This is a genomic window from Actinomadura sp. (assembly GCF_044508335.1).
In the GTDB taxonomy this organism is placed as follows: Bacteria; Actinomycetota; Actinomycetes; order Streptosporangiales; family Streptosporangiaceae; genus Spirillospora.
In genome coordinates this window covers 1-18,391 of the sequence record NZ_JBIQHY010000134.1, presented here as the reverse complement: position 1 = coordinate 18,391, position 18,391 = coordinate 1, and the positions used below count along the sequence as shown (strand labels likewise).

Genomic DNA, 18,391 nt, shown 5'->3' with positions numbered 1-18,391 from the left:
CGCGACTTCGCCGACTTCCTGCGCCAGCGCGTCGAGGCCAACTACTTCGGCGCGGCGATCCTGATGCCCGAGCGCAGCGTCGTCCCGTTCCTGCAGGAGGCCAAGGCCGCGCGGGAGCTGTCGGTGGAGGACCTCGCCGACGTCTTCTCCGTCTCCTACGAGATGGCCGCGCACCGCTTCACCAACGTCGCGACCCACCACCTCGGCCTCCAGCTGCACTTCACCAAGAACGACGAGAACGGCACCATCTACAAGGCGTACGCCAACGACGGCCTGGCGTTCCCGCAGGACGAGGACGGCGCGATCGAGGGCCAGCGGATGTGCCGGGAGTGGGCCGGGCGGCACGTGTTCGGCGCCGCGGACCGCTTCTCCGTCTACTACCAGTACACCGACACCCCCAACGGGACGTACTGGTGCCTGTCGCACATAGACCCCAGCCACGAGCGCGACTTCGCGATCACGCTCGGCGTCCGGTTCGAGGACTCGCGCTGGTTCCGCGGCCGGGAGACGACCCGGCGGGTCAAGTCCGCCTGCCCGGACGGCGACTGCTGCCAGCGGCCCCCGAAGGAGCTGTCGGACCGCTGGGAGGGGATGGCGTGGCCGTCGGCCCGCGCGCACTCGCACGTCCTGTCCGTCCTGCCGCCCGGCGCGTTCCCCGGCGTGGACGAGGCCGACGTCTACGAGTTCCTCGACCGGCACGCCGCCGAATGAACGCCGCCGAATGACCGGTGTGTTGCGCGCGCGTCAACTTCTCGGGTCGTTTCGTCCCGGCCCGTGCCGGCGGTGAATGATCTGGGAGGATCTGGCGTTCCCTGTAGGTGTGGGGCGTCCGGGCCGGGACGGCCCAGAGGGGAGGGGAGAGCGCGTGCTGCCCGAGGTCGCGTCCTGGTTGGCCCGCCGCACGAGCACGGCGGAGGACTGGCCGCCGCGCCTCCTGCTCGACGCCAAGGGCGACACCGCGATCAGCGTCGTGCTGCCCGCGCGGGACGAGGAGGCGACGGTCGGCGCGATCGTCGCGGCGATCCGGACCGACCTGGTCGAGCGGGTCCCGCTGGTGGACGAGATCCTCGTGGTCGACTCGCGCTCCGCCGACCGGACGGCCGCCGTCGCCGCCGCCGCGGGCGCCGACGTGGTGGCGCAGGACGCCGTCCTGCCCGGGTACGGCCGCCTGTCGGGCAAGGGCGAGGCGCTGTGGAAGTCGCTGTACGCGACGTCCGGCGACCTGCTGGTGTTCGTGGACGCCGACCTGCGCGAGTTCAGCTCGTCCTACGTCACCGGCCTGCTCGGCCCGCTGCTGACCGACCCGTCCGTCAGCTACGTCAAGGGCTGCTACGACCGCCCGCTGATGGACGGCGGGAGCCGCGTCGAGGGCGGCGGCGGCCGGGTCACCGAGCTGGTCGCGCGGCCGCTGATCAACATGCACTGGCCGCTGCTCGCCGGGGTCATGCAGCCGCTCGGCGGCGAGTACGCGGGGCGGCGGGCGCTGCTGGAGCGGCTCCCGTTCGTCACCGGCTACGGCGTGGAGCTCGGCCTGCTGCTGGACGTCTACCAGGACTCCGGGCTCGACGCGATCGCGCAGGTCGACCTCGGCCGGCGGGTGCACGCGCACCAGTCCACCGAGGCGCTCGGCGCGATGTCCGGGCAGATCATGCTGACCGCGTGGTCGCGGCTGGAGCGGCACGGCCGGATGGTCCCGCTGGAGGCCCCGTCCACCGCGCTCACCCGGTTCCACCGGGGGCCGGCCGGCCACGACGCCCGCACCACCGACGTCGCGGTGGGGGAGCGGCCGCCGATGATCGAGGTGCCCGGCTACGCCGCCGCCCGCTCCTTCTCGCCGGGGCGCCGCTAGCCCCTGTGACTCCCCCCACGTGTTACCCGCGGTAACGCCGAATGGTGCTACCGTGGGTAACAGCGATATTGGACGAGAGGGTCAATTAATCATGACGAGCGCGGAGCAGACGCCGTTCTCCCTGGAGCCCAGCGAGGACGTCCGTGAGGTCAGGGACTGGGTGCACGAGTTCGCCAAGGACGTCATCCGACCCGCGGCCGAGGAGTGGGACGAGCGCGAGGAGACGCCCTGGCCGCTGATCCAGGAGGCGTCCAAGGTCGGCATCTACTCGCTGGACTTCTTCGCCACCCAGTGGCTGGAGCCGACCGGCCTCGGCATCCCGGTGGCGTTCGAGGAGCTGTTCTGGGGCGACGCCGGCATCGCCCTGTCCATCGTGGGCACCGGCCTCGCCGCCGCGTCCGTCGCCGCCGTCGGCACCCCCGAGCAGACCGCCGAGTGGGTGCCGCAGATGTTCGGCACCCCCGACGACATCAAGCTCGGCGCGTTCTGCGCGTCCGAGCCCGACGCCGGCAGCGACGTCGGCTCGATCCGCACCCGCGCCGTCTTCGACGAGGCCAAGGACGAGTGGGTGCTGAACGGCACCAAGACCTGGGCGACCAACGGCGGCATCGCCGACGTCCACGTCGTCGTGGCCTCGGTGTACCCCGAGCTGGGCAGCCGCGGCCAGGCCAGCTTCATCGTCCCGCCGAACACCCCCGGCCTGAAGCAGGGCCAGAAGTTCAAGAAGCACGGCATCCGCGCCTCGCACACCGCCGAGGTGATCCTCGACGACGTGCGCATCCCGTCCCACCTGATCGTCGGCGGCAAGGAGAAGTTCGACGAGCGCATCGCGCGCACCCGCGAGGGCAAGAGCTCCAAGGGCCAGGCCGCGCTGAAGACGTTCGAGACGACCCGCCCGTCCGTCGGCGCGATGGCGCTCGGCGTCGGCCGCGCCGCCTACGACTACGCCCTGCAGTACGCGCAGGAGCGCGAGCAGTTCGGCAAGAAGATCGGCGACTTCCAGGCCATCGCCTTCAAGCTCGCCGACATGAAGACCCGCCTGGACGCCAGCCGGCTCATGGTGTGGCGCGCCGCCTGGATGGCCCGCACCGGCAAGGAGTTCGCCAACGCCGAGGGCTCGATGGCCAAGCTCATGGCCAGCGAGATGGCCGTGTACGTCACCGAGGAGGCCATCCAGATCCTCGGCGGCAACGGCTACACCCGCGAGTACCCGGTCGAGCGCATGCACCGCGACTCCAAGATCTTCACGATCTTCGAGGGCACCTCGGAGATCCAGCGCCTGGTGATCGGCCGCACCATCACCGGCCTGCCCGTCAGATAGGGACCCGCGCGAACGGCCGGGCCGCCGGCGAGGCGCCCGGCCTCGCGGCCGCGGCCCGGCGGCGGCGCCGCACTGAGAAGAACGCGGACGGCATCGGGCATTTGGACCGGCGCACGTTCGGTCGCTCCGGCGCAATAGGCCGGCGGTCATGAAGTGATACGCCGTTATGCGAGTGACCGAAAGAGGCTGTTGCATCCATGCAGGGGCGACGGCAGTGTTGTGCCGGTGGAGCCAGGTCCCGACGAACGGCTGAGGTTGGTCTTCGACGAGGCATTGCGCGCTCTGGTGCAGCAACAGGCCCGCCTGGACAACGTTCGCTCTCGCGCCACGACGCTGACCGCGGCCGCCACGTTGGTCGCCTCGCTGCTCGGCGGTTCGAGCGTCGACAGGGACTCGTTCGACTGGGCGGCGGTTCTCGCCACGGCGGCGACGGCGGGCGTCCTGGCGTGCTCCCTGGTCATCGTGGCCCCCATATGGCACTGGCGTTTTCATTCCCGGCCGACGCAGCTCCTCCGTGCCGTTGATCAGGGGTTCAGCCTCGATGAGATGCGCCGTAATATGGCATCCGATTTCGAGCACTGGGCGGATGGGAACGATCGCAAACTCCGGAGAATGCACCGCACTTTCACCGCGGGGCTGGCGTTCCTGACCGCGGAGATGGTCGGGTGGGCACTCCATCTCTGGTCTCTCTAGTGCGACCGACCAAGGCGGGTGAGCCGGTTGTGACTGCCGACGGCGGAGATCAAGGTCAAGCGCAGCCCTCCGGGGGAGCCCAGGCCGGTGACACGGGGGCATCAGGCTCCTGGCCGAACATCTCCTGGGACACGGTCCACGGCCATCCGGGGCCGGCATACGGATCCCCTGCCCGCCTGCCCGATAGTGCGAACAGGCGGCCTTACCTGGTGTGGGGGCTGGCAGCCGCATGCCTCGGGCTTGCCGTTCTGGTCCTGGTCCTCGTCATCCTGCTCTGATGAACGCGGAACGTGCCACCGGGCCGCCCGTCCGCTGACGTCGGGGGGCGTGGCCGACGACGGCCACGGCGGTCCGCCGGGGCGGGAGCGCCGGGACCGGGCGGAGCCGGGCCGCCGGGCACCTGACCCATGGATGGGGGGCGCTGTCAAGGGCGAAGAACCACCGGCGTTCGCATGTCCGAAACGTGATAACTCGCCATAGTTGCGCTTCTGGTGCGCTGCTTGTCTCTAGTTCGGCCGGTTGATCATCCGGCCGAACCCAGAGACCGGGCCGCCCCCCGGCCCGCCTCCAGGAGGCAATGGTGCCCAGGACACGCTGGATCACCGTGACCGCACTGGCGGCCACGGGAACGCTCCTCACCGCCGGCCTCGCGGTCCCCGGACGGGCCGCACCACCGCCACCGCGCTCCCAGCCCCCCGGTGACCGTCCCGACCTGCCCGACAAGGACGCCCGCACCGGCCATCTGGCCCCCACGAAGCGCCAGCAGGGCGCCGCGCGCGGGGTTCAGGTGCGGTGGAACAGGCTCGGCACACCCGCCGCGGTGACCGACGCGGAACCGCTCGCTGGCGGCCTGCCCGCCGACCCCGAGAAGGCGGCGCGCGCCTACCTCGCCGGTCACCGCGACCTGTTCGGCCTGGACGCCGACGCGGTCGGCGCCCTGGAGAAGGTCGCGGTCAACCCCATCGGGAAGGGCGCGGCCGTGCTGCTGCGGCAGCGCTTCGGCGACCTGCCCGCCGGATACGACGGGCTCGTCGCGGTCGGCGTCAGCGAGGGCGAGGTCGTGTCGGTGACCTCGACCCTCGCGCGCGACGACGCCGCGCCGGCGCCCGCCACGCTGCCGGAGAAGGACGCGGTGGCCGCGGCCGGGCGGGACGCGGGCATCGCCGTCTCCGGCGAGGCGGCCCGCAAGGTCCGGCTCGTGGCGGTCCCGACCGCCGAGGGCGTCCGCAGCGCCTACCAGGTCACGCTCATCGACGGCTCCGGCTCCGTGCCGAAGGCCGTCACCTCCTACGTCGACGCGCGCAGCGGCTCCGTCCTGGTGCGGGAGAACCTCGTCGACCACGACGGCGACGACCCGCGCTGGTCGGTCTTCCCGGCGACGCCGCGCGGCGACTACTCGTCCCGCGACACCCGGGAGACGTGGTGCTTCGCGCCCGCGCTGGGCTGCCGGTACGCCGCCGGCGGCGACCCGTCCAGCGGCCGCCCCTGGGACGCCGACCCGGCGACCGGCGCCTCGACCACGACCAGCCTGGGGAACTCGGCGCGCACCTACGAGAACCGCGCGAACGGCGACCCGTTCTCCGTCGGCACCCGGACCAACGCGCCCAAGCCGGACCGGAACTACAGGTACCGCTGGGCGAACCAGTGGTTCGAGAGCAAGTGCGACCCGGCGACGATGGACAGCCCGCAGGAGGCGGACGTCGAGGCCGCCATCTCGAACCTGTTCGTCCAGCACAACCGGATGCACGACTGGTCCTACCGGCTCGGGTTCACCGAGACGGCGTGGAACATGCAGGCCGACAACGGCGGACGCGGCGGCCTCGGCGGCGACCCCGAGCAGGGCAACGCCCAGGCCGGGGCGAGGATCGCGAGCGTCCGCGACAACGCCAACCAGATCACGCCGCCCGACGGCACGCCCGCCATCAGCAACATGTACCTGTGGCAGCCGATCGCGGGCGGGTTCTACCCGCCGTGCGTCGACGGCGACTTCGACATGAGCGTCATCGGGCACGAGTACTCCCACGCCATCTCCGGCCGCATGATCGCCGGGCCGGACGCCGGGTGGAGCGGGCCCCAGGCCGGGGCCATGAACGAGAGCACCTCCGACCTGTTCGCGATGGAGTACCTCAACGAGTACGGGTTCCGCGCGCCCGGCCGGACCCCGTACGTCACCGGCGCCTACGTCACCGGTGAGCCGCGGTCCGGAATCCGCAACTACGACATGAGCAAGAGCCCGCTCAACTACGGCGACCTCGGCTACGACCTGGTCGGCACGCAGGTCCACGCGGACGGCGAGATCTGGACCGCGACCCAGTTCGACGTGCGGCAGGCGTTCGTGAAGCGGTACGGGTCGGGCAGCCCCTCCCTCCAGCGCAAGTGCGCGGAGGGCAGGGTGCCGGTCGAGAAGTGCCCCGGCAACCGGCGCTGGGCGCAGCTGTCGTTCGACGCGCTGCTGCTGATGGCCTCCGGCGCCGTCAGCTACGTCGACCACCGCAACGCCCTGCTCGCCGCCGACACCATCCGCTTCGGCGGCCGGGACCACGCCATGATGTGGAAGGTCTTCGCGCAGCACGGCCTCGGCGAGGACGCGGCCAGTAACGGGCCCGCCGACCCCGACCCGCGGCCGAGCTTCGCGTCCCCGATGTCGCGCGACGCCCATGTGACGCTGAAGCCGGCCGGCGACGCGAAGGGCGGCAAGGTCCGGCTCTACGTCGGCGACTACGAGGCGCGGGCCGTGCCGGTCGCCGACACCGACCCGGCGACCCCGCTCGGCGCGTCCTTCGCCATCACGCCCGGCCGCTACTCGTTCGTCGCGGTCGGCGAGGGCTTCGGCCACAAGCGGTTCACCGCGACGATCAGCGCGCACCGGCGGACGCTGGCGGTGGCGATGCCCCGCAACGAGGCGGCCGCCGCCAACGGCGCGACCGCCGCGGGCGACGGCGCGTCCCAGCAGGCGCTGCTGGACGAGACCGAGGCGACCGACTGGCAGTCGGTGCAGGCCCCGGTGGCGGGCCGCCAGGTGACCGTCGACCTGGCCGGCGACCGCCCGGTCAGGGTCGGGCGGGTGCAGGTGAGCGCGATGCTGCGGCCGTCCGTCGCCTCCGACCCGGAGGGCGCGAACTCGGCGCAGAACCGGTTCACGGCGCTGCGCGCCTTCCGGCTGCTGGCCTGCGACGCCACCCGCGCCGACTGCTCGCAGGACGCCGGGTACCGCACCGTCTACACCAGCCCGGACGACGCGTTCCCGGCCGACCGGCCGCGTCCGACGGCGCCCGACATCACGCTGCGGTCGTTCAACCTGCGGGACGTGAAGGCGACGCACCTGCGGCTGCAGGTGGTGTCCAGCCAGTGCACCGGTGCGCCGGCGTACGCGGGTGAGCAGGACAATGACCCGCGTTCGAGCACCGACTGCGGCACCGCGAGCCCGTTCGCGGGCGTCGTACGGGCGGCCGAGCTCCAGGCGTTCGCCCGGTAGCCCGGGAGCCGCGGGAGCCGCCGGGGCAGGGCGGTGTTGTCGATGGGTAACACCCCCGATACCGTTCTGTCATGACGAACACGGCGGGCAGGCCGGGGTCCGGACCGCGCCGCGACCCCGGCCGTCGCCGTGCCCTGCTGGAGGCCGCCGACCGGGTCATCCAGCGGGAGGGGCCGGAGGCGTCGATGGCCGCGATCGCCGCCGAGGCGGAGATCAGCAAGCCGATCCTGTACCGCCACTTCGGCGACAAGAGCGGCCTGTACCAGGCCCTGGCCGAGCGGCACACGCGCAAGCTGATCGAGGGCATCCGGGACGAGTTCTCCCGCGACGAGCCGATCCGCGACCGCACCCGGTCGACCATCGACACCTACCTGGCGACGATCTCCAAGAACCTCAACCTGTACCGGTTCCTGATGCACCGGGCGAGCGCCGAGGACACCGCCACGCACAGCGCGATGAGCACGATGATCCGGGACGTGAGCCGGGAGCTGGCGGAGGTGATGATCGCCGAGGGCGAGATGACCGACCGGACCCGCGCCTACGTGTGGGGGCACGCCATCGTCGGCATGGTGCAGACCGCCGGGGACTGGTGGCTCGACCACGCCGAGGAGGTGCCGCGCGAGGCCGTCGTGGACGGGCTCGTCGACCTGGTCCTCGGCGGGCTGCCGGCCGCCGCGTCCGGCGTGCGCGGCCCCGGGGAGGCGGACGGCCCGGCCGTCCGCTGAGGAGACGGCCGGGCCACCGGCGTTCCCGGGCTACCGCAGGAGGTGCCAGTAGCCGCGGGTGAGGCCGGGCTCCCCCGCTCTCCGCAGGCATCGGGGGAGCCGGCGGGGGCCGGTGCCGGCGCGCCAATGGCTAGGAAAGTAACCTAAGAGATTGGCGTGCCCCGGCGCCTGATCCGGCCACCGGCGAAGCCGCAGGCAGCGCCGGTGGCCTGCTCCGGTCAGGCCGCGGGCCTTGACGGGCCGCGCCCCGGCGTGATCGCGCGGGCGCCCTCGGGCGGGCGGGTCAGCGCAGGCCGAACTCCCAGTTGCGGCCCTCGCCGTACTCCTTGAGGATGCGCCGGGCGGTCGTCGTCACGTGCACCTCGTCCGGGCCGTCGAAGATCCGGCCGGCGCGGGCGTGCCGGTACATGTGGCCGAGCGGCGTGTCGTCGGTCAGCCCCTCCGCGCCGTGCACCTGGATCGCCCGGTCGATGACGTTGTGCAGCATCCGCGCCGCCACCACCTTGATCGCGCCGATCTCCACCCGCGCCTGGTCCCCGGAGTCGATCTTGTGCGCGGCCTGCAGGGTGAGCAGCCGGGACGCCTGGATCTCGGCGTAGGAGTCGAACACGTGCTGCTGGAGGAGCTGCTTCTTGTGCAGCGGCTCGCCGAACGCCGTCCGGTCGTGCATCCGCGCGCACATGAGGTCGAACGCGCGCTGCGCCTGGCCGAGGAAGCGCATGCAGTGGAAGATGCGGCCGGGGCCGAGCCGCTCCTGCGCGATGACGAACCCGTGCCCGCGCGGCCCGAGCAGGTTCGACTCGGGGACGCGCACCTCGTCGTACAGCACCTCGCAGTGCGCGCCGTCCAGGCCGAGGACGGGGGTCTCGCGGACGATCGTGTACCCGGGCGTGTCCGTCGGCACGAGGATCATGCTGAACGACAGGTACGGCGAGGTGCCCTCCGGTTCCGTCCGGCACATGACCGTGGTGTAGGCGGCCCTGCTGGCGAGGGTGGTGAACCACTTGCGGCCCCGGATCACCCACTCGCCGTCCTCCAGCGTCGCGGCCGTGGTGAGCTGCGTCGGGTCGGAGCTGGAGACGCCCGGCTCCGTCATCGCGAAGCTCGGGTTGATCTCGGCCTTGACGAGCGGTTCGAGGAACCGCTCGCGCTGCGCGCCGCTGGCGTGCTTGTGCAGCATCAGCGAGTCCTGCAGCGTGTAGGTGCCGAGCGCGAGCTGGCCGTACTCGCTGCGCCCCTGGACCTCGTTGACGTAGACGTAGTCGAGGAAGGGGAGCCCGCCGCCGCCCAGCTCCTTCGGATGCCCGAGCGCCCACAGGCCCTCCGCCTTGGCCTCCCGCTGCAGCCCGGCGAGCAGCTCGTCCGCCTCGCCGCCCCCCGCGCGCAGCACCGGCTCGGCGGGCTCGACGCGCTCGGTCATGAAGGCGTGGACGGCGTCGCGCAGCGGGCGGACGGACGCGGGCACTTCGAAGCTCATGATCCCTCCCAGGTCACCAGAATCGCATTCTGTCGCGGACCGGGGACGGGTGCGCAAGGGCCGCCGGGCGGAAATCCGCGCGGGGCGGCCCGCGGCGGGCGCTCGGGGGAGCGCCGCCGCGGGCCGCCGGGTGCGGATCGGTCCGCCGGGCGGGGTCAGGTCGCGGCGCTGAGGTCCAGCTCCTTGACCTTCGCGTCGCCCTCGTCGGCGAAGTAGTCGTCCGCGCGGGTCGCGTCCGCGCCGTCCGCCAGCTTCGCCGCCCGGCAGACGACCGTGCCGATGGCCGCGACCGCGACGTTGACGGCCAGCGCCAGGATGCCGGCGTAGATCGTCATCTTCGTGTCGAAGCCGAGGTCGCTCAGCGAGTACGCCGAGCCGCCGAAGTGCTCCTTGCCCTTCGCCGGGTTCGGGATCTGGTACAGCATCCACAGGCCCGCGATCATGCCGCCGGCCCAGCCGGCGATGAGCGCGCCGCGGTGGAACCAGCGCGTCATCAGGCCGAGCCCCACCGACGGGAGCGTCTGCAGGATGATGACGCCGCCGATGAGCTGCAGGTCGATGGAGAACTGCGGGTCCAGCGCCAGGATGCACGCCACCGCGCCGGCCTTGACGATCAGCGAGACGAGCTTGCTGACCGTCGCCTCCTGCTTCTCGGTGGCGTCCCGGTTCAGGTACTCCTTGTAGATGTTGCGGGTGAACAGGTTCGCCGCCGCGATCGACATGATCGCCGCCGGGACGAGCGCGCCGATGCCGACGGCCGCGAACGCCACCCCGGCGAACCAGTCCGGGAACATGTGGTCGAACAGCACCGGGACGGCGGTGTTGGCGTCCGGCTTGCCGTCGGTGACGATCGGCTTCACGCCCGCCGCGATCGCCATGTAGCCGAGCAGCGCGATCAGGCCGAGCACGAAGCTGTAGGCGGGCAGCGCCGCCATGTTCCGCTTGATCACGTTGCGGTTCCGGCTGGCCAGCACGCCGGTGACGCTGTGCGGGTAGAGGAACAGCGCCATCGCCGAGCCGAGCGCGAGCATCGCGTAGTTCAGCTGGCCGCTGCCGGCGATCGTGATGCCGTCGCCGGGCGCGGGCGTCGCGTCGAACTTGGCCTTCGCCGAGTCGAAGATGTCGCCCCAGCCGCCGAGCTTGGCCGGGATGTACAGCACCGCGACGATGATGACCAGGTAGATCAGCACGTCCTTGACGAACGCGATCAGCGCCGGTGCGCGCAGCCCGGACTGGTAGGTGTAGGCCGCGAGGATCACGAACGCGATGATGAGCGGCCAGTGGCCGTTCACGCCCATCGCCTTCAGCACGGCCTCGATGCCGACGAGCTGCAGCGCGATGTAGGGCATCGTGGCGACGATGCCGGTGATCGCCACCAGCAGCGCCAGCGTCGGCGAGCCGAACCGGGCCCGGACGAAGTCGGCCGGCGTCACGAAGCCGTGCACGTGCGACACCGACCAGAGCCGGATGAGGAACAGGAACACCAGCGGGTACACGATGATCGTGTACGGGACGGCGAAGAAGCCCGCCGCGCCCGCCCCGAACACCAGCGCCGGGACGGCCACGAACGTGTAGGCGGTGTAGAGGTCGCCGCCGACGAGGAACCAGGTGATCCAGCTGCCGAAGCTGCGGCCGCCGAGGCCCCACTCGTCCAGGCTGTGCATGGTGTCGGGGCGCCGCCACCGGGCGGCGACGAAGCCCATCCCGCTGACCAGCAGGAAGAGCACGGTGAATACGACGATTTCGGTGATGTGGTCGCTCGCCATCGCTCAGCCTCGATTCTTGGTCATCTGGTAGACGACGAACGTGCAGACGACGCCGAGCGGGATGAAGGAGAGCTGGATCCAGTAGAAGGCGGGGAAGCCGGCCAGCCGCGGCGAGTCGCTGTTGAACAGGAACGTCAGCAGCGGGACCACGATGGGGACGAGCAGCAGCCAGTACCAGGCGCTCCGGTCGGAGCGTGCGGCGGGCGGCGGTTCCGTCGAGGCCGGTTCCTTCGGGTTGTCGGGAGTCAAGGGGGAGTCCTCCTCGTCGTGCGTCGCGCACGGCTCCGCGTCCGGATCGCGAAACGGGGACCGTGCCCGGTCAAGCAGCCGGGTGAGACTACACGCCCGACGATCACGGCGTGATCTCGGTCACGGCACGACTCGGGTGGATCGTTCCAGGCGGCGAGGAGCAGGTCAGGGCCAGGCTGGGACGCCGGGGGACGGTCAGACGGTCCGGTCGGCGGCGGTCTTCGGCTCGTGCCGGACGTCGGTCGGCAGGTTCAGCTCCCGCGTCCACGCCGCGAACTCGACCAGGATGCCGTCCGGGTCCTTGAAGTAGATGGAGCGGACGAACACGCCCTCGTGGTTCTCCGGCGCGACGCCGAACTCGCTGTCGTCGTGGTTGAGCAGGACGCCGACGTCGATGCCCTTGGCGATCAGGCGGTCGCGGTACTCCTCGATGCGCTCGGGCGGCACGTCGAAGGCGATGTGGTTCATCGAGCCGACGGCCGACAGCAGCTCGCCCCGGTCGGGCAGGTTCTTCGGCGCCGACACCCCGGGGACCGGGCCGGGCGCGTCCGGGAACCAGAAGAACGCGAGCGCGTTGCCCCCGCCGCAGTCGAAGAAGAAGTGCTGGCCCCAGCCCATCGGCAGCTCGATGGTCTTGATCAGCGGCATGCCGAGCACGCCCTCGTAGAAGTCCACCGTCCGCTTCATGTCGCTGCAGACGAGCGCCAGGTGGTTGACCCCGCGCAGTTCGAACTCGGTGTTCTTCCTGGTCATGGCCGCCGCTCCGGTGATGTAAGCAGTCCCTTGCGCCGGGGTCCATGGTAGCCTCGCCGCATGCGAACCGCAGCCGCCCGGTGGTGGTGGCGCCGCTGAGGCGGCGCCGGTTCGTGCATGCTCTAGACCAGGCGACCGCCCTCACCGGCGGTCGTTCTTCCATGCGCGCCGCCCGGCCGAGGGCCCGACACGAGGGGCCACCGCGGTGGAGACCGTCTCACAGCAGCCGCTGACCAGCGAGTTCGTCACGGCCGGGGGGGTACGGGTGACCCGTACCGCCGTGCCGGTCGACCCCGAGCGCAAGTCCGGCGTGCTGAACGCCCTCGTCGCCGCCGTGGGCGAGCGGCGCGGCGGCGTGCTCAGCTCCGGCATGGAGTATCCGGGCCGCTACAGCCGCTGGCACATGGCCTACGTCGACCCCTGCCTGGAGATCGTCGCGCGCGGCCGCGCGGTCGCCGTGCGCGCCCTCAACGACCGCGGCCGGGTCGTGCTGCCCGCCGTCGCCGCCGTCCTGCGGGACGCCGGCGAGGTCCGGGCGGACGAGGCGGACCGGTTCGAGGTGTTCGTTCCGCCGGGGGAGGAGTTCTTCGCGGAGGAGGAGCGCAGCCGCCAGCCGACCGTCTTCACCGCCCTGCGCGCCGTCGTCGGCCTGTTCGGCTGCGACGACCCGCACCTCGGCCTGTACGGGGCGTTCGGCTACGACCTGTCGCTGCAGTTCGAGCCGCTGCGGACCCGGCTGGAGCGGCCGGCCGACCAGCGCGACCTCGTGCTGCACCTCGCCGACGAGATGGTCGTCGTGGACCGCAAGCGCGAGACCTCCCACCGCATCTCCTACGACTTCGAGATCGGCTCGCCCGGCGGGCGGGACGCTCCGCGCAGCACGGCGGGGCTGCCGCGGCGGACCGAGCCGACGCCCGCCCCGGCGCCGCCGGCCGAGCTGCCGCCGCAGCCGGTCCCGGGCGCGTACGCGCGGATGGTGCGGGACGCCAAGGAGAAGTTCGTCCGCGGCGACCTGTTCGAGGTCACGCCCGGCCACGCGATGTACGGGCGGTGCGACTCGCCCGCCGCGTTCTTCGAGCGGCTGCGCGAGACCAACCCGGCCCCGTACGAGTTCATGTTCAACCTGGGCGACGGCGAGTACCTGGTCGGCGCGTCGCCGGAGATGTTCGTCCGGGTCACCGGCGACCGCGTGGAGACCTGCCCGATCGCCGGGACGATCAGGCGCGGCGCGGACGCGCTGGAGGACGCCGAGCAGATCCGCACGATCCTGTCGTCCGCCAAGGACGAGTCCGAGCTGACCATGTGCACCGACGTCGACCGCAACGACAAGTCGCGGATCTGCGTGCCGGGCAGCGTGCGGGTCCTCGGCCGCCGGCAGATCGAGATCTACTCCCGGCTGATCCACACCGTCGACCACATCGAGGGCCGGCTCCGCCCCGGCTTCGACGCGCTCGACGCGTTCCTCACCCACATGTGGGCGGTCACCGTCACCGGCGCGCCGAAGACGTGGGCGATGCAGTTCATCGAGGACCACGAGGACTCGCCGCGCCGCTGGTACGGCGGTGCGGTCGGCTGCATCGGCTTCGACGGGTCGATGAACACCGGCCTGACGCTGCGGACCGCGCAGATCCGCGACGGCGTGGCGACCGTGCGGGCGGGGGCGACGCTGCTCTACGACTCCGACCCCGACGAGGAGGAGCGCGAGACGCACCTCAAGGCCAGCGCCCTGCTCGGCGCGCTCGCCGCGTCCCAGCGCGGCGCGGGCGGGACCGAGCCCGCGCAGGCGCCGCGGGCGCCGCGGCCGGGGGAGGGCCTCAAGGTGCTGCTCGTCGACCATGAGGACTCGTTCGTCAACACGCTCGCCGACTACTTCCGGCAGCACGGCGCGAGCGTGGTCACGCTGCGGCACGGGTTCCCGGCGCGGATGCTGGACGAGCACGCCCCCGACCTGGTGGTGCTGTCGCCCGGACCGGGCCGTCCGGACGACTTCGGCACCCGCGCGCTGCTGGACGCCCTCGCCGAACGGGACCTCCCCGTGTTCGGCGTGTGCCTCGGCCTGCAGGCGATGGTGGAGCACGCGGGCGGCGAGCTGGCGCTGCTGCCCGAGCCGTCGCACGGCAAGCCGGGCCGGGTGAAGGTCACGGGCGGCGGGCTGTTCGAGGGGCTCCCGGACGAGTTCACCGCGGCGCGCTACCACTCGCTGCACGCGACGCCGGACCGGGTGAAGGGCTTCCAGGTGACCGCGCTGACCGGCGACGTCGTGATGGCCATCGAGGCCCCGGAGCGGCGGCGCTGGGCCGTCCAGTTCCACCCGGAGTCGATCCTCACCGCGGCGGGCGGCGCCGGGCGCCGGATCGTCGCCAACGTGCTCCGGCTGAGCCGTCCGCGTGCCTGAGCCATTCCGGACGCCGAGCGGTCCTACTTCCGAAGCACGAGGAGCGGGTGCGCGGAACCGGCCCTGAGACCGATGCCCCGGCCCCGGCCGGGGCGGAAGACTTGGTCCCGGCCACACCGCGCCGTGGCAATCGCGACGCGGTGACCGCCGTTATCCCAGGCGGGGAAGGAGCACCGTCTCCTTCCCCGCCCATAACGGAGATTTCGGTCACCCGTAACATCATTCCGGTTTCTTGGCATCCTGCGGGGGGACGCCGGGGGCCATGATGACAATCCTGTGGCTCATCGCGGTGATCCTGGTGATCGCCGGCATCTACGTCATTCTCGCCCGGCGCGATCTCCTCTGGGGCATCGTCCTCATCGTCGTCGGACTCCTCGTCGGCCCCGGCGGGGTGAGCATCTTCACCTGACCCGACCCCACCAACCCCCGAGAACGCGGCGGGGACGGAAACCCTGACGTGAACTGTCAGGTTTCGGTGCCAGCATCGTCCCCATGAGCCGTGCACTGACAGGAAAGACCGCACTGGTCGCGGGCGGCACACGCGGCGCGGGCCGCGGCATCGCCGCCGAGCTCGGCGCCGCGGGCGCGACCGTGTACGTGACGGGACGGTCCACCCGGTCGCAGCGATCGGAGATGGGCCGTCCCGAGACCATCGAGGAGACCGCCGAGCTGGTGACGGCGGCGGGCGGCGAGGGCATCGCCGTCCGGGTCGACCACCTGGACCCCGGCCAGGTCGCCGCGCTCGTGCGCCGCATCGACGCCGAACGCGGCCGGCTGGACGTCCTCGTCAACGACATCTGGGGCTCCGACCACCTCTTCCAGTTCGGGAAGCGGCTGTGGGAGCAGTCCCTGGAGGACGGCCTGCGCATGTTCCGGCTGGCCCTCGACACCCACGCGATCACCAGCCACTGCGCGCTGCCGCTGCTGATCCGCGAGCCGGGCGGGCTCGTCGTCGAGATGACCGACGGCACCGCCGAGTACAACGCGAAGTACCGCCGGGAGTGCGGCTACTTCTTCGACATCGTCAAGAACGCCGTGATACGGATGGCGCTCGCCCAGGCCGAGGAGATCGCGCCGTACGGGGCGGCCGCCGTCGCGCTGACGCCGGGATGGCTGCGCTCGGAGGCGATGCTGGAGCACTTCGGCGTCACCGAGGCCGACTGGCGGGACGGGGCCGCCAAGGATCCGCACTTCGCCATGGCCGAGTCGCCCGCCTTCGTCGGCCGCGCCGTCGCGGCGCTCGCCGCCGACCCGGACCGGGCCCGCTGGAACGGGCGCTCCCTGTCCAGCGGCGGGCTCGCCCAGGTCTACGGCTTCACCGACACCGACGGCAGCCGCCCCGACATGTGGCGCTACCTGGCGGAGGTCGTGCACGCGGACCGCCCGGCCGACACCACCGGGTACCGGTAGCGGCCCGCCCGCGGTGGGTGGCGGCTCAGCCGGGCCGCCGGTAGAGCTCCGCCATGCGGGCGGCGCTGTCCGCCATCCGCGCGCGCAGCTCGGGCGGGGCGAGGACCTCGGCCTCCGCGCCGAGCCGCAGCAGCTCCGACGCCGCGACGGGCACCGACTCGATCGGCAGCGTCGTCACCACCCAGCCGCGCTCGTCGGGCTCCCCGGCGTCCGCGGCCGCCCGGCGGGCCGCGTGCGGCTCGACCGCGTACCGCAGCAGCCGCATCCCGGCGGGGGAGAGCCGCACCGTCGCCTCCTCGCGCAGCATCGAGCGGACGAACGCCGCCGCCTCCGCGCGCCAGTGCGCGGCGAGGTCGAACGCCTCGTCCCGGTCGAAGACCCCGCCGTCCGGCCGGACGGCGGCGACGCGGTCCGCGCGGTAGGTGCGGAAGCTGCCGGAGACCCGCGCGACCAGGTACCAGACGCCGTTCTTCAGGACGAGCGCGTACGGCTCGGCCGTGCGCACGACCTCGGCGTCCCCGCGGCGGTAGCGCAGCTCGACGGTCTCGTCCTGCCACACCGCGCGGGCCAGCTCGCGCAGCAGCGGCGGCGGCCCGGCCTCGCCGAACCAGCCCGGCGCGTCCAGCAGGAACCGCTGGCTCGCCCGCGCGGGCGCGTCCCGCAGCGCGGCGGGCAGCGCGGCGAGGACCTTCAGCTCCGCGGACGCCAGCGCCCCGGCGCGCCCCATGTCCCCGGCCGGGCCCGGCAGCCCGGACAGGAACAGCGCCTCGGCCTCCTCGCGGGTGAGGCCGGTCAGCCGCGTCCGGTAGCCGCCGACCAGGCGGTACCCGCCGCCGCGGCCCTGGTCCGCGTAGACCGGGACGCCGGCCGCCGACAGCGCCTCCATGTCCCGGTACACGGTGCGCTCCGAGACCTCCAGCTCGCGGGCCAGCTCGCCCGCCGTCATCGCCTCCCGCGACTGCAGGAGGAGCACCATGGAGATCAGCCGGGCCGCGCGCATGGACCCATCCTGCCGCCCGTTCCTGACGTTTTCACGTTAGATTCGGCGTCTTTGCCTGTCATGACGGGCGCGGCGGCTGTTAGCTTCGCGGGCGTGCCTACCGAAACCACATCCATCCACGCGTTCATCGACGCCCTCCCGAAGGTCGAGCTGCACGTCCACCTCGTCGGCTCCGCCTCCGTCCCCACCGTGCTCGAGCTTGCCCGCCGCCACCCGGACGGGCCCGTCCCCGTGGACGAGCGCGAGCTGCGCGCCTTCTACGAGTTCCGCGACTTCCCCCACTTCGCCGAGGTGTACGAGGCGGTGTCCAGCCTCGTCCGGACCCCGGAGGACGTCGGCACGCTCGTGTTCGGCGTCGCCCGCGACCTCGCCGCGCAGAACGTCCGGTACGTCGAGCTGACCGTCACCCCGTACACCCACCAGCGGGCCGGGATGCCGATGCCGGCGATCACCGAGGCCCTCGACCACGCCGTGCGCGAGGCCCGCGACCGGCTCGGCATCCGCGTCGCCTACATCTTCGACATCCCCGGCGAGTTCGGCGCCGAGGGCGCGCGCGGCACCATCGACCACGCGCTCTCCCACCCGCCCGAGGCGCTCGTCGGGTTCGGGATCGGCGGCATCGAGCAGATGCGCCCGCCGCACCGGGACGCGTTCCGCGACGCGTTCGCCGCCGCCCGCGCCGCCGGGCTGCGCAGCCTCCCGCACGCCGGCGAGATGACCGGGCCGGAGACGATCTGGGAGGCCGTCGAGGGCCTCCGCGCGGAGCGGATCGGGCACGGCATCAGCTGCCTGGAGGACCCGCGCCTCGTCGCGCACCTGCGCGAGACGCAGCTGCCCCTGGAGGTGTGCCCGACGTCCAACGTGTGCACCGGGCAGGTCCCCGGCCTGTCCGCCCACCCCATGCCGCGGATGCTGGAGGAGGGGCTGTTCGTCACGCTGAACAGCGACGACCCGCCGATGTTCAGCACGACGCTGACCGGCGAGTACCGCGTCGCCGCCGAGGTGTTCGGGCTCGGCCGCGAGGACCTCGCGGCGCTGGCCCGCAACGCCGTGGTCGCCTCGTCCCTGGACGAGCGGGACCGCAAGGCGATCATCGGCGACATCGACGCCCTGCTCTAGCCCCAGGCCATCCGGCGCCACGGGCTGTCCGGGTCCTCGGCGAGGATGCGGTGGCCGGCGAGGGAGCGCTCGTACCACTCGCCGAACTCCCCCTCGTCGAACCGCAGCATCCGGCCGAGGACGTACCCGGCGGAGAACGCCCCCCACGACGTGTACACC

General features: G+C 72.4%; 16 protein-coding genes. 10 read left to right on the top strand and 6 right to left on the bottom strand.

The genetic code is table 11. The annotated features are described in order from the left end of the window. The 6 genes from ACIWVC_RS30080 to ACIWVC_RS30055 all read left to right on the top strand — a co-directional run. A partial coding sequence (locus ACIWVC_RS30080; RefSeq protein WP_396454860.1) for an ImmA/IrrE family metallo-endopeptidase occupies positions 1-711 on the top strand: 711 nt, incomplete at its 5' end. Positions 712-865: 154 nt separating this feature from the next. Then, positions 866-1,849, top strand: a complete 984-nt coding sequence (locus tag ACIWVC_RS30075) for a glucosyl-3-phosphoglycerate synthase (protein WP_396454859.1) — start codon at positions 866-868, stop codon at positions 1,847-1,849. Positions 1,850-1,940: 91 nt separating this feature from the next. After that, on the top strand, positions 1,941-3,170 hold the full coding sequence (locus ACIWVC_RS30070) for an acyl-CoA dehydrogenase family protein (RefSeq protein WP_396449043.1): 1,230 nt from the start codon (positions 1,941-1,943) through the stop codon (positions 3,168-3,170). 255 nt (positions 3,171-3,425) lie between these two features. After that, a complete protein-coding gene (locus tag ACIWVC_RS30065) occupies positions 3,426-3,863 on the top strand; it encodes a hypothetical protein (RefSeq protein ID WP_396449042.1) in 438 nt (145 codons plus the stop codon). 580 nt (positions 3,864-4,443) lie between these two features. Next, entirely contained in the window at positions 4,444-7,338 is a 2,895-nt protein-coding gene (locus ACIWVC_RS30060) for a M36 family metallopeptidase (RefSeq protein ID WP_396454858.1), read from the top strand. A gap of 71 nt (positions 7,339-7,409) precedes the next feature. After that, positions 7,410-8,063, top strand: a complete 654-nt coding sequence (locus ACIWVC_RS30055; protein WP_396449040.1) for a TetR family transcriptional regulator — start codon at positions 7,410-7,412, stop codon at positions 8,061-8,063. Positions 8,064-8,346: 283 nt separating this feature from the next. Here the strand turns inward: ACIWVC_RS30055 and ACIWVC_RS30050 are convergent, their stop codons facing one another. The 4 genes from ACIWVC_RS30050 to ACIWVC_RS30035 all read right to left on the bottom strand — a co-directional run bounded on the left by ACIWVC_RS30050 (position 8,347) and on the right by ACIWVC_RS30035 (position 12,308). After that, the gene (locus ACIWVC_RS30050) at positions 8,347-9,540 is read right to left on the bottom strand and encodes an acyl-CoA dehydrogenase family protein (RefSeq protein WP_396449039.1); all 1,194 of its coding nucleotides are present in this window, start codon (positions 9,538-9,540) and stop codon (positions 8,347-8,349) included. A gap of 155 nt (positions 9,541-9,695) precedes the next feature. After that, a complete protein-coding gene (gene mctP / locus ACIWVC_RS30045; RefSeq protein ID WP_396452709.1) occupies positions 9,696-11,306 on the bottom strand; it encodes a monocarboxylate uptake permease MctP in 1,611 nt (536 codons plus the stop codon). Between the two features lie 3 nt (positions 11,307-11,309). Beyond that, entirely contained in the window at positions 11,310-11,555 is a 246-nt protein-coding gene (locus ACIWVC_RS30040) for a DUF3311 domain-containing protein (protein ID WP_396452711.1), read from the bottom strand. A 195-nt stretch (positions 11,556-11,750) separates the two neighbouring features. Continuing rightward, positions 11,751-12,308: a VOC family protein gene (locus tag ACIWVC_RS30035; protein WP_396452712.1), complete on the bottom strand. Its 558-nt coding sequence runs from the start codon at positions 12,306-12,308 to the stop codon at positions 11,751-11,753. A 205-nt stretch (positions 12,309-12,513) separates the two neighbouring features. On the opposite strand from ACIWVC_RS30035, the gene ACIWVC_RS30030 reads away from it, so the two are divergent. The 3 genes from ACIWVC_RS30030 to ACIWVC_RS30020 all read left to right on the top strand — a co-directional run bounded on the left by ACIWVC_RS30030 (position 12,514) and on the right by ACIWVC_RS30020 (position 16,113). Beyond that, positions 12,514-14,703: an anthranilate synthase component I gene (locus ACIWVC_RS30030; RefSeq protein WP_396454857.1), complete on the top strand. Its 2,190-nt coding sequence runs from the start codon at positions 12,514-12,516 to the stop codon at positions 14,701-14,703. Between the two features lie 262 nt (positions 14,704-14,965). Then, a complete protein-coding gene (locus tag ACIWVC_RS30025; protein ID WP_165959128.1) occupies positions 14,966-15,112 on the top strand; it encodes a GPGG-motif small membrane protein in 147 nt (48 codons plus the stop codon). Between the two features lie 83 nt (positions 15,113-15,195). Further along, positions 15,196-16,113 (top strand): SDR family oxidoreductase, encoded by a 918-nt coding sequence (locus tag ACIWVC_RS30020; RefSeq protein WP_396452716.1) that lies wholly within the window; start codon positions 15,196-15,198, stop codon positions 16,111-16,113. A gap of 25 nt (positions 16,114-16,138) precedes the next feature. On the opposite strand, the gene ACIWVC_RS30015 is transcribed toward ACIWVC_RS30020, so the two are convergent. After that, positions 16,139-17,113 (bottom strand): helix-turn-helix transcriptional regulator, encoded by a 975-nt coding sequence (locus ACIWVC_RS30015; RefSeq protein WP_396452718.1) that lies wholly within the window; start codon positions 17,111-17,113, stop codon positions 16,139-16,141. Positions 17,114-17,206: 93 nt separating this feature from the next. Between ACIWVC_RS30015 and add the strand changes: the two genes are divergently transcribed. Beyond that, complete coding sequence (gene add, locus ACIWVC_RS30010; protein ID WP_396454856.1) at positions 17,207-18,232, top strand: adenosine deaminase; 1,026 nt, start codon at positions 17,207-17,209, stop codon at positions 18,230-18,232. Here add and ACIWVC_RS30005 read toward each other — a convergent pair. Beyond that, on the bottom strand, positions 18,229-18,390 hold the full coding sequence (locus ACIWVC_RS30005) for a DUF1266 domain-containing protein (protein WP_396452722.1): 162 nt from the start codon (positions 18,388-18,390) through the stop codon (positions 18,229-18,231). The two genes, add and ACIWVC_RS30005, sit on opposite strands and share 4 nt — an antisense overlap. Position 18,391: the final 1 nt, after the last annotated feature.